This is a genomic window from Aestuariivivens sediminis, assembly GCF_022662105.1.
GTDB classification, from domain to species: Bacteria; Bacteroidota; Bacteroidia; order Flavobacteriales; family Flavobacteriaceae; genus Aestuariivivens; species Aestuariivivens sediminis.
Genome location: NZ_JAKMCP010000001.1, coordinates 334,157 through 346,484 on the forward strand (window position 1 = coordinate 334,157; position 12,328 = coordinate 346,484).

The 12,328-nt window shown below is 41.1% G+C and carries 8 protein-coding genes; 2 read left to right on the forward strand and 6 right to left on the reverse strand.

The window, feature by feature from the left end; all coding sequences use genetic code 11:
- Window positions 1–30: 30 nt before the first annotated feature.
- From MR054_RS01515 to MR054_RS01525, 3 genes are read right to left on the reverse strand one after another with little or no spacing between them, the layout of a single operon-like run.
- Window positions 31–1,803, reverse strand: a complete 1,773-nt coding sequence (locus MR054_RS01515; protein ID WP_242085578.1) for a peptide MFS transporter — start codon at window positions 1,801–1,803, stop codon at window positions 31–33.
- A gap of 12 nt (window positions 1,804–1,815) precedes the next feature.
- Window positions 1,816–3,210 carry a peptide MFS transporter gene (locus MR054_RS01520; protein ID WP_242155490.1) on the reverse strand — a complete coding sequence of 465 codons (1,395 nt, stop codon included), beginning with the start codon at window positions 3,208–3,210 and terminating at the stop codon, window positions 1,816–1,818.
- Window positions 3,211–3,230: 20 nt separating this feature from the next.
- Window positions 3,231–5,465, reverse strand: a complete 2,235-nt coding sequence (locus tag MR054_RS01525; protein WP_242155492.1) for a S9 family peptidase — start codon at window positions 5,463–5,465, stop codon at window positions 3,231–3,233.
- Window positions 5,466–5,692: 227 nt separating this feature from the next.
- Here MR054_RS01525 and MR054_RS01530 point away from each other — a divergent pair, with 227 nt between their 5' ends.
- Both MR054_RS01530 and MR054_RS01540 read left to right on the forward strand, forming a co-directional pair.
- Window positions 5,693–7,039 (forward strand): hydroxymethylglutaryl-CoA reductase, degradative, encoded by a 1,347-nt coding sequence (locus MR054_RS01530; protein ID WP_338081506.1) that lies wholly within the window; start codon window positions 5,693–5,695, stop codon window positions 7,037–7,039.
- A 96-nt stretch (window positions 7,040–7,135) separates the two neighbouring features.
- The gene (locus MR054_RS01540) at window positions 7,136–8,431 is read left to right on the forward strand and encodes a GYDIA family GHMP kinase (RefSeq protein WP_338081491.1); all 1,296 of its coding nucleotides are present in this window, start codon (window positions 7,136–7,138) and stop codon (window positions 8,429–8,431) included.
- 102 nt (window positions 8,432–8,533) lie between these two features.
- On the opposite strand, the gene MR054_RS01545 is transcribed toward MR054_RS01540, so the two are convergent.
- From MR054_RS01545 to MR054_RS01555, 3 genes are all read right to left on the reverse strand, one after another.
- Window positions 8,534–10,690, reverse strand: coding sequence for a peptidylprolyl isomerase (locus tag MR054_RS01545; RefSeq protein ID WP_242155496.1), 2,157 nt, complete (start codon window positions 10,688–10,690; stop codon window positions 8,534–8,536).
- Window positions 10,691–10,843: 153 nt separating this feature from the next.
- The gene (locus MR054_RS01550) at window positions 10,844–12,133 is read right to left on the reverse strand and encodes a hemolysin family protein (protein WP_242155499.1); all 1,290 of its coding nucleotides are present in this window, start codon (window positions 12,131–12,133) and stop codon (window positions 10,844–10,846) included.
- 5 nt (window positions 12,134–12,138) lie between these two features.
- Window positions 12,139–12,327: a hypothetical protein gene (locus MR054_RS01555; protein WP_242085572.1), complete on the reverse strand. Its 189-nt coding sequence runs from the start codon at window positions 12,325–12,327 to the stop codon at window positions 12,139–12,141.
- Window position 12,328 lies beyond the last annotated feature (1 nt).

A 12,328-nucleotide genomic window follows, 5' to 3' on the forward strand; every position in this document is an offset into this window, starting at 1 on the left:
TTTTTGAGTTTACTTTAACGTTTTTTTCGATTAACGTACCCCGTGCATGAGCTTTTTGATTACCGGATATAAAATAGCCGACAATACTGCCAGGGCCAGAGATACTCCAGTAAGAATCCAGAAAAAATAACTTATGCCATGCTCCTGGGCAATACTCTCGGAAGATTCGGCGAACATGCCTGCCAATTTCATCCCTATGGCAATCGCTAAGTACCAAATGCCAAACATGGTCGCAATCATTCTCGGGGGAACTAATTTACTAACATAGGACAAGCCTACCGGTGAGATACAAAGTTCACCCATGGTGTGAAATAAATAAACCAATATGAGCCATACCATACTAACCTGGGCCGTTTTTGCCCCGGGTTCAATACCGCCGGCACCAAAAGCCACGCAGGCCATACCTAATCCCAAAAGGCCCATTCCAATGGCCCATTTCATATTGGCATTAGGATTGTACTTACTCTCCCACCATTTGGAAAATAAAGGGGCTAAGGTGATTATAAATAACGAATTCAATACAGAAAACCACGAGGCAGGCACCTCGGTTTGTTCCTTTTGAAATTCTGTAGACAGCATCCATAGGGCAATACCCCAAACAATGAGAAAACTTAAGGATAAGAACATATTGGATAAGGCATATTTGGCAAAAGTCTTTTTAAACAGCATGACCAACACCCAGGTAATAACACCCAAAGGGATTATCGTCATTAAGGAATTCGCAATTTTAAAGGTTAATCCCGCTCCTCCCAACAACGTGCGCTGTGTATAGTCTCTGGCGAAAACCGTTAAGGAACTTGGGGATTGTTCAAAAATGGCCCAAAAAAACATGGTAACAAAAGCAAAAAATATAATAGCTAACATTTTCTCCTTGGTTGTTTTTACATATTTGGGAATTCTAATTATCAGTAAAAGGACAAATAAAGCTAAAGCAAATAAAATGGTTATGGTAGATCCCGATAATCCGAACATTTCAAAATTAAACAGATTGTATTGGCCTTCAGATATCTTGGATATGGGATCATTTAAAATCCAGGCTAAACCAAGTACAGCGGCTACAACAATCATGAGTCTTTGTACAGATGTAAACGGGTTCCTTTGGTCTTCCGATTCAGGATCCGGTGACGTATCCATAACGATGTCCAGGACATCTTCGTTTTTCTTTTTAGGTTTCAGTGCAATAGTCCCGAAAATACCTTGGGCAAACCAAAACTGCAACAGCCCGAACAGCATGAATATTCCGGCAATTCCAAAGCCCCAGGACCATCCGACTTTTTCTCCAAGGTAACCACATAATAAAATACCCAGAAAGGCTCCTGCGTTAACACCCATATAAAAAATAGTATAAGCCCCATCCTTTTTCTCCGGCTTTTCCTTGTACATTTCAGAAATTATGGAGGTCATATTGGGCTTAAAAAACCCACTGCCAAAAACCAAAAGTGTTAACCCAGAATAAATGAAGAATGTCGTTTCAAGGGCCATACAAGCATGTCCTAAAGTCATTAACAAGGCGCCCAGTACCACAGACTTTCTAATGCCTATCACATTATCGGCAAAATACCCCCCTAACATGGTGGATAAATAGACCAAAGAGGTATAGGTTCCAAAAATAGCGTAGGCCCATTCTTTAGGCCAACCCCATCCCCCTTCCCCCATAATGGAGGCCGTGAAGAATAATATGAGCAGGGCCCGCATCCCATAATAGGAGAAACGCTCCCACATTTCCGTAAAGAACAGCACAAATAAGCCTGCAGGGTGTCCCAGGACTTTATCCTTAAAAAGATTTTCTACATCTGTAGTCATAGATCATAAATATTAGTTAGTATCGGCCAATTCAAAACCTTCAGTTTCTTCGACATAATGCATCTCTCTTTCATCATCTTCGGCATTATGGGTTAAATATTCTAATTTCTTTCTTAAAACCAATATTAACGATCCAAAGACAACACAAAATACAGCAATTCCGGTAAATACGGTAAACTCACCGACACCTTCTGCCGACTCACCCAACAATCCTGCCAATTTGTTTCCAAAACCGGTCATTGCAAAATAAATCCCCATCATTAAGGAGGCATATTTAACCGGAGCTAATTTGGTAATATAGGATAAGGCCACCGGAGATATGCACAATTCTCCAACCGTATGAAACAGATACGCCAGCACCAACCAATACATGGCCGAAGAACCTGTATTATTGAATTCTGAAGCAGCAGCAGACATAAAGAAAAAACCGGTACCCATAATAATCAATCCAAGGATCATTTTAAATAAAGAGGTAGCGACTTTCCCTTTTAGTTTCCGCTTTGCCCAATAAGCGGCAACCGAAGTTCCTAAAAATATGATAAACATAGCATTTAAGGATTGAAACCAGGACGCCGGTATTTCCCAACCCAATAACATTCTATTGGTATTCTCTTTGGCATAAATATTCATCAATCCACCGGCTTGTTCAAATGCTCCCCAAAAAACAATAACCAATAAAAAAGAAATCATTAGGACCACAATCCTATCTTTCTCAATCTTGGTTAACGGTTTTTTCATGAGGTCCTTATCTTCTTCATTCATGGAGGTTCCTAAATAATTACCGACATGCCTTAAATATTTTTGACCAACAACATACTGTATCAATCCTAAAGCCATCCCTATTCCGGCAAGCCCAAAGCCATAATGCCAACCATGCACCTCCCCAACATAACCTACAATTAAACTTGATAAAAAAGCACCGACATTTATTCCAATATAAAATATAGTAAACCCTTTATCCCTTCTAATGTCTCCTTGTTTATACAAGCCCCCTACCATGGTGGAGATATTTGGCTTCAGCATCCCGACACCCGCAATAATTAACCCTAAACCTGAATAAAAAGCCCACATTTGTTCCACCGCCAGAATACTATGGCCGGCCACTAACAGTATCCCTCCGTAAAGCACCGATTTTTTCTGACCTAAAAACTTGTCAGCGATCCAACCTCCCGGTATAGACATCACATATACGAGCATGGTATACCAACCATAAAGTGCTAAAGCTTCTCCATTAGACCATCCCAGACCCGCATTAGAATCGGTTGTCGATTGAACGAGATAAAGTACTAATATGGCACGCATCCCATAATAGGAGAAACGCTCCCACATTTCAGTAAAAAATAATACATAGAGCCCTACCGGATGTCCAAAAAGTTCTTTAACATGAGGTTGTTTAATATTTGCCATAAAATGTTGTTATTAGTTAATTATCCTTTAAGTTCTTGTTTCTCTTTTACTTTTTCCTGCTCTTGTTGTTCTCGCTTATCGCCCAGTTTTTCATGAATGAATCTCGTCATCTTTTTATACAAATGCAATCTGGTATTTCCGCCATAGATCCCATGATTATCATCCGGATAGACGGCCCAATCAAACGGTTTATCAGCCTGAATTAAGGCTTCTGCCAAACGCATGGTATTTTGTAAGTGGACGTTATCGTCTGCCGATCCATGTATCAATAAAAAATCTCCTTTAAGTTTATCGATGTGATTTAAGGGGGAGTTATCATCATAGCCATCCGGATTTTCCTGAGGTGTGGTCATATACCGTTCGGTGTATATGGTATCATAAAACCGCCAACTGGTAACCGGTGCAACGGCTATGGCCATTTTAAATACATCATTCCCCTTAAACAGACAATTACTGCTCATAAACCCCCCATAGCTCCAACCCCAGATTCCAATCCTACTCGCATCGATATAGGGCAATTCCCCAAGGTATTTTGCGGCGGCTATTTGATCTTCTACCTCATACTTCCCCAATTCGTTCTGTGTTACTTTTTTAAATGCTGCGCCTTTAAATCCCGTACCACGGCCGTCTACACATGCAATAACATAACCCTCCTGAGCCAAATGCTGAAACCAATAATCGTTGGGTTCATTCCAATGGTTCACTACTTCCTGGGAACCGGGCCCCGAATACTGGTACATTAACAAAGGATATTGCTTATTCGGATCAAAATCGTGGGGTTTAATCATCCACATATTCAAATCGTTCCCATTAATAGGTATCGTACTAAATTCCTTCCTCGAGGTTTTATAATCTGAAAGCTTTTGCGTCAATACATCATTATCTTGAATGCTCTTAATGACGTTCCCGGAGGCAGCGCTGTTAAGGGTATACTCCGGTGGTGTTGTAGCACTGGAAAACGAATTGATGAAATAGGAAAAGTCAGCACTGAACGAGGCGCTATTGGTACCTTCACTTTTTGTTAATCGCGTCTTATCGCGACCGTTTAATTTTATGGCATAAACATCCCTGTTGATGGAGCCATTTTCTACAGACTGATAAAAAATGGTGTTGGTCATCTCATCATAACCGTAATAATTGGTGACTTCCCATTTTCCATTGGTGACCTGATTAATCAATTTTCCTGTAGGATCGTAATGGTAAATATGGTTATATCCGTCCTTTTCACTGGTCCAAATAAAACTGTGGTCCTTTAAAAAGGTAAGGTTATCGGTAACAGAAACATAGGCTGTATCGGTTTCGGACAGCACCAATTTAGCGGTATCGTTTTTTGTATCAATAAACCATAAATCCAATTCATTTTGATGCCGGTTCATAAATTGTGCACTTAACACATCTGGTTTATGGGTCCATTGTAAGCGTGGTATGTAAAAATCATGATAGGGTTTATCCACTTGCACTTCCTTAGTCATTGCTTTTTTAACATCATAGATATGAAGGGACACTTCAGAATTGGCCTCCCCGGCTTTGGGATACTTAAACACCTGTTGATCCGGATAAAGCCCTGTGCCATAAATATCCATTGAAATTTCGGGAACCTTGGATTCATCAAAGCGTATAAATGCAATCTTATCACTATCGGCATTCCATTCAAAAGCACGAACAAACGCAAATTCTTCTTCATAAACCCAATCGGTTATGCCATTAATAACGGTATTGAATGCACCGTCATCCGTTATCTGAATGGTCTCCCCTGTTTTCAAATCTTTAAGGTACAGATTATTTTCAAAGCCATAGGCGACCTTATGACCGTCGGGTGAAAAGGTAGGTTCCTGGATTTTATGTTCACTGATTGACCTTATGGAATGATCCATCAAATCGTAAACAAAATAATGCCCTTTTGTGGAGCGTCTGTAAATGGCCTCTTCTTTGGTGGCCAGCATCACCTTCGACTCATCGTCACTAAAGGCGTAGTCTGTAAAATACGACAATTCATCAATATCTATGGAACTCACCAGGGTTTGAACCTTGCTTAAGGTCTTGTAATCATAAACATCTATAGCAGTACTGCGCGTGGCCCGATCAAAATGAAGCACCGTGTATTGCTGCCCATTTTTCATGGAATGCAGAACATCCATTCCTTTAGTTATAAAGGCGCCATGCCATAGCTCTTCCAGGGTAATGGACTTCTGTTGTGCCGACAAAAGGGTTGTTAAAAAAAGGCAAACAACCAGGGAAAATTTAAGATGCTTCATCCGTAAGTAACTGGTCTTTATTAAGTTCAATGATCACCATGATCCTGCTTTTTCAAGGTGATGGAAATTACAAATCATTTGTAAATTGACAAAAAAACTATTTTTTTCTTAAAATGAGGTCAAGTTTACTAAAAATTATGCAAAATCCTAAATTATTAACACTTTAATAACCCGACCAACTTTGGGATATTCAATATTCACCACAAGAGTAGTATCTTTGCAATGAAATCGCATTATTTATGAGCAAATCTATTTCAGGCTTTTCAAAATTATCCAAAGCAAAAAAAATTGATTGGATTGTCACCACCTATTTTTCAAATTCCGAAGAAGCCAGAACCATCATAGAACAGTATTGGAATACCGATGCGAAAATCCAACAACTCCATGACGAGTTTATTGAAAACACGATAACCAACTATTATTTGCCATTGGGTGTCGCTCCCAATTTTCTTATCAACGACAAGCTTTATACCATTCCCATGGTCATTGAGGAAAGTTCGGTTGTAGCGGCCGCCAGCAAGGCGGCCAAGTTTTGGTTGGATCGTGGTGGATTCAAAACGAAAGTCCTTTCTACTACTAAAATTGGCCAGGTCCATTTTATATACCATGGCGACGTCCATAAACTTCGGGCATTTTTTAAGCATATTAAGCCACAACTGTTAAGTGATACGGCCTCCATTACTAAAAATATGGCCGATCGCGGTGGGGGCATACTCGATATTGAATTGCGGGATAAGACCAAGGATAAAAAAGGATACTATCAACTGCACGTATCATTCGAAACCTTAAATGCGATGGGGGCCAATTTTATAAATTCCTGCCTGGAACAGTTTGCCAAAACCCTTAAGGATGGTGCAAAATCCTTCGAATTATTTTCTGATGAAGAAAAGAAAATCGATATCGTCATGAGCATTCTTTCCAATTATGTGCCGGATTGCCTGGTTCGTGCCGAAGTGAGTTGTAAGGTTGAGGACCTGACTGAAAGCGACCTTATTTCCGGAGAAGCCTTTGCCTATAAATTTATACAAGCCGTTAGTATTGCCGAGGTTGAACCCTATCGCGCGGTAACCCACAATAAAGGCATTATGAACGGGATCGATGCGGTTGTTTTGGCTACAGGAAATGATTTTAGGGCTGTTGAGGCGGGCGTGCATGCCTATGCCGCACGACATGGTCGTTATCGCAGCTTAACCCATGCCAAGGTGGAAGATGGGATTTTCCATTTTTGGATAGAAATCCCTTTAGCACTTGGTACGGTAGGAGGCCTTACCAAATTACACCCCCTCGTGAAATTAGCACTGGAACTTTTGCATCATCCTTCGGCCAAAGAGCTTATGCAGATCGTCGCCGTGGCCGGTTTGGCTCAAAATTTTGCAGCTTTGCGTTCCTTGACTACAACTGGCATTCAGAAAGGACATATGAAAATGCACCTCTTGAATATTTTAAATCAATGTGGTGCTAATGAAATGGAGAAACAAACTTTAACCGAATATTTTAAATCCCATACAGTATCACACAGTGCTGTCTCGGAAGCTTTGCATCATTTAAGATCCGGGCCCGGAGTGTCAGGTTGAGTCTGTAAAAATTAGATGAAGACCCGGTTAGGGAATATAAACGCAACTCAATTGAGGCTTCGACAATCCCGGCCTCCAAAAAAAATTAAATAGACCATGCCTAAAGGCTTTGTTTACATATTAGAATGTTCAGATGGCAGCTTTTATACCGGTAGAACGGTGGATTTGGGCAAACGACTAAGAGCACACCAAAGTGGCCGTGGTGCCAATCATACTAGAATAAGGCTTCCCTTGAGATTAGTTTATGTTGAAGCGTTCCAAACCATCGATGATGCCATTTACAGAAAAAAACAAATACAGGGCTGGAACAGGGCAGAAAAAATGACTTTGATAAAAGGTAAACGCAATGCGCTTCCAAAATGGTCGATGACCTATGGAGATAAAGCAGTTCCCAAGACTATGGCCGCTTCGAAGGCCTCAATACCCAATACCGTATCGAGTAATCTGGTATCTCAAACTCTCGAAGAGACCAAGACCTATTACTCCAACGGTAAACTGCTGTTCACGGGAGAATATGTTATTTTGGATGGTGCCAGGGCTTTGGCCCTTCCCACTTCATTAGGTCAATCCTTAACCGTTGCTCCTTTGGACGGGTCACGGCTGGTGTGGACCAGCCTGGATGACCAGGGTAAGGTATGGTATGAAGAGGGGTTCGACATTGAAAAACAAGGGTGGTCCTCTTCGCGCTCTGCGGGTCGGGATACGCACGGTATTGGACTGAGGCTCAGGGAAATTTTGGAAGCCGCCAGATCGCTTAATCCGCATTTTCTTAACGGCAGCCGGGGGTATCGGGTGACCACTCAATTGGCTTTTCCCAAAGATTGGGGATTGGGGACCTCGTCCACCTTAATCAACAATATAGCACAATGGGCACATGTTGACCCCTATCGGCTCCTGGCACTTACTTTTGGTGGCAGCGGATATGATATTGCGTGCGCACAGCACAACTACGCCTTGACCTATCAACTTAAAAACAAAGCCCCTATTGTCACAGCAGTAGACTTCAACCCGTCCTTTAAAGACCGGTTGTATTTTGTATACCTCAACAAAAAGCAAAATAGTCGTGAGGGCATTGCCCACTACAAAAAGGCGAAAACGACATCCCGGGACCTTATCAAAACCATTTCCAACATTACCGAAGCGATGGTCTGTTGCGCTTCGTTTAGCACCTTTCAGGATTTGATGCGGCAGCATGAAGCGATGATTTCAAAAGCCATACAGCAAGTTCCTGTTAAAGTGCGGTTATTTCCAGATTTTAAAGGGGCCGTCAAAAGTTTAGGGGCCTGGGGTGGCGATTTTATTTTAGTGGCCTCAAAGGAGGATCCCGGACCCTATTTTAAGGGGAAGGGCTATCCTACGGTACTCCGCTATTCCGATTTAATATCGGTATAGGGTGGTCTTCAGATCTCCCCATCCCCATTGTAGGTATGTGCACCAAAAAAAAACATGCTCCTTTAGAGAGCATGTCTTATTCATTAATTTAAATATAATATCTTATTGCACCTGGGTTTTGGCCCGGTTATCTTCAATTACGGCAGCCGCCTTTAGGGCGTTATAGACTTTAGTGGTTACTGCTCCGGTTTTACGCTGCTCCACTCTATTGGCAGCAGCTTGATAGTTTTCAAGGGCTACCGCTGGGGTTACCTTGGTCACCTGAATCATATACACCCCTTTTTCACCTTCAATCAAACCGGAAGTCTCACCTTCATCCAACCCAAACGCCGTGCCGACGACTAAGGGTTCCCTGCCGGCTCCCGAAATCGTTGGTGTTTTCATCGTAATGGCCGATGCCGTTCTTACGGTTGTATTTTCGGCTGCAGCCACATCTTCCAATGTGGTTGCGCTAATGCGGTCTTTAATAATTTGGGCTTTCTTTTCTTTACGTATCAAGGGTAACACCGATGCCGAGGCATCCTCAACGGCCATAAGGCCCTTATCGTGCTTCGCCACCAATTGTACAATGGCATAGCCTGAAGAAATGGTGAACCGCTTAATATCACCCACCTTAGACTCATCTTCAAAAGCCCAACGTACAATTTGTCTCTGACTTCCTATTCCCGTGATATTTTCGTCCAGCACCTTAATCCCATTGATAGGGCGAACGGTATACTTACTTTCCGTAGCGACCTCCTGGAAGTCTTTTTTATCCACTTCAACCTCGAATTTCGAGGCATCTCTGAACACCTTATTTATGGTGGCTTCCGAAGGTTCAATCTTTTTAGAAATCGTTCCCACGTTTACCGCTCGTTTTTTGTCCTTCTGACCTTCAATTTCAATAATATGGAATCCAAAAACCGTTTTTACAACGCCGAGATCACCCACTTCGCCTTCAAACTCAAAATCGTTAAATTCCGGGACCATGGTATTGTAGGGATGCCAGTCATAGCGTCCTTCATTTTGAACACTCCCCTGATCTGAAGAGAATTCTTCAACAAACTCAGGGAATTTTGAACGGTCTTTCTTAAGAATAGCAAGTAAACTATCTGCAGTGGCCTTGGCTTCAGCTTCCGTTTGAATGATATCCGGAGCAGCACTTTGGGCACCCAAAAATGGAATTAAAATATGCCTAACCTTGGCGGAATCGGGAATATTTTTTTCTGCAATGAGCTTCGTTAATTTAAATTGACCATCGTGTTTGTAAGGGCCAAAAACTTCACCTACATTCAAGTTGTATATACTATCGGCATAGGGTGTCGGTAAACTGTTTTTAAACACAAAACGTTCCTCATATTTCTCGTTTGACCCTGCAATGGTATTGATATACTGGGCGTGGTTCTTCACTTGAGAAAAGGCAACGATGGTATCTTTTCTTCCCGTGTCATCCACCAGACGTCCATTCAAATACATGTTTAACTCTGCTTTAATGGCTTCTTCATCCTCCAAAGTCGCTTCTTCCTTAAATTCCACATAGCGTATATCCCTGGATTCATCAACTTCATATTGCTTTTTATGGGCTTTTATGTAAGCCGAAATATCAGATTTAGATACCGCAACCGTACTATCGGGAATAGCCGTATAAGGCACTTGTACATATTTAATATCTACTTTATGTCCTTCCAGGTTATGGTCTAACTCTCCTTCAGCAAGGGTTCCTGTTAGTCCTGCTTTTACCAGGTTATAATAATTTTGCTGCAAAGCGTTTGTCGCTAAGCTTTGTTCGTAATTGGTCCAGTCGGAATAGGTAATGGGTTGCCCATTAAAAAACCCTGGTTGTGGTGCTATTTCCTTAAGGTTGGCTATAAATTCGTTTAACTTGTTCTCATCAAATATTCCGGCTTCATTTAAGAATTCCGGATTGGTGGCCAAAGCGGTTTTTATCAGGTCCCTCATTTTGTCCTTTTCAATGGAAATCCCCAAGGCTTCGTATTGCGATTCCATCACTGCTTTTCTAACCTCCTGATCCCAAATACGGTTCACAACCTGAGTATTGGTGGCGTTAGGTCCGGCCTGCCTTTGGGCCACTTCAACCTTCTGTAAAAAATCTTCTCGGGTAATATCCTTACCATTAATTGTAGCCACAATATTTTGCGACTTTGAAGTTAACGCATCGCTATTCCTAAATAAATCTGCCAGCACAAAAGAAAACAAGGCCAATGCAATAATTAATATTAAAAAAAGAGAACGTTGTCTAATCTTATTTAAAACTGCCATTTTTGAAATTTTATATTAAACCAGATGTACCGGTATATCATTGTTCATGGTTTTTATTTGCCTCGTTGGCAAAAATACCGTGCGCGAAAATACCATTTTCTAATTAATAATAAAAGTAGATTCTTGCAATAATTGGATTCATCCTTATAGTTCTTAATCTGCCTCCAAAATCTTGAGTTCCACAAGGTCAATCTTGGTATTGGACACTTCCAAAATAGTAAACTGGAACAGATCAATGGTCACGATCTCATTTTGTCGCGGAATTTCTTCGGTGTGATTCACGATTAAACCGCCAAGTGTTTCGTAATTTTCACTTTCCGGGAGACTCAATTTATAGGTTTCATTAATTTGATCAACTTCCATACGTGCCGAAAATCGATAGGTCTCTTCATCAATACGTTCCTCAATTAGAACCGCCGTATCGTGTTCATCCTCAATTTCACCAAACAGCTCTTCAACGATATCCTCAACGGTCATAATACCCGAAGTCCCACCATATTCGTCGATGACCACGGCAATACTTTTATGCTTTTTTGTAAGCACCCCTAAAACATCTTTAATCAATACCGTTTCGGGAACAAATTCAACAGGTACCATAACCGATTTAATGTTTTTGGGTTTTTTAAACAGTTCAAAGGAATGTACATAGCCTAAAATATCATCTATGGTGTCCTGGTATACCAAAATTTTGGTACAGCCCGATTCGGTAAACAGGGTATTTAACGTCTTAATGGATTCCTTAATTTCAACCGCGATGATTTCGGTACGGGGAACCATAACCTCACGTGCCTTGACCTCTGAAAACTCTAAGGCATTTTGAAAAATCTGGATCTCGGTATCGACATCATCATGTTCCTCAACGGATTCCATTTGTTCACTTATATAATTACCCAATTCCACTTTAGTAAAGGCCAGTTGAATCTGATCCCCTTCTGTTTTAAAAAATGTTTTTAACACCGTATCGGAAATCCAAATAATGAAATCCGAAACAAAGGTAAACAACACATAAAACATATAGGCCGGAATGGCCAGGGCTTTTATAAGGGTATTGGCATACACCTGAAAGAACACTTTGGGTAAAAATTCAGCGGTAATCAGGATCACTATTGTTGAAATAATGGTTTGCGACAACAAACTTAAATCGGTAATCATATAGCTCAATACCCCTGATGCCGAAGGCAACAGGGATTGAAACCAGGCCACCAGCATATCCCCCATAAACAGACCATAAACCACCAGGGCAATATTGTTACCAATAAGCATGGTGGCGATAAATTTAGATGGTTTCGCTGTTATTCTGCCTAAAACAAGGGCTAAAAGTCCCTCTTGCTTTTTTTCAATCTCAATATGGATCTTGTTGGACGAGACGTAGGCGATCTCCATACCCGAAAAAAATGCGGATAGCAACAAGGACACAATAATAACAGCAAGTTCTACATTCATTTAGGCTATTGATCTTTATTGTCCATCTTTTTGGCAAACCGTCTTCTAAAGAAAAACATAAAAATAGCCGTTGCTGCCAACAATAGGGAAGTATAAGCAACAACACCTTCATTGAGGTATTTACTCATCGCATCATACCCAAATAAAACAGCGAATATCAAATAGGCGTATTGAAAGAATTTTGAATATTTCATA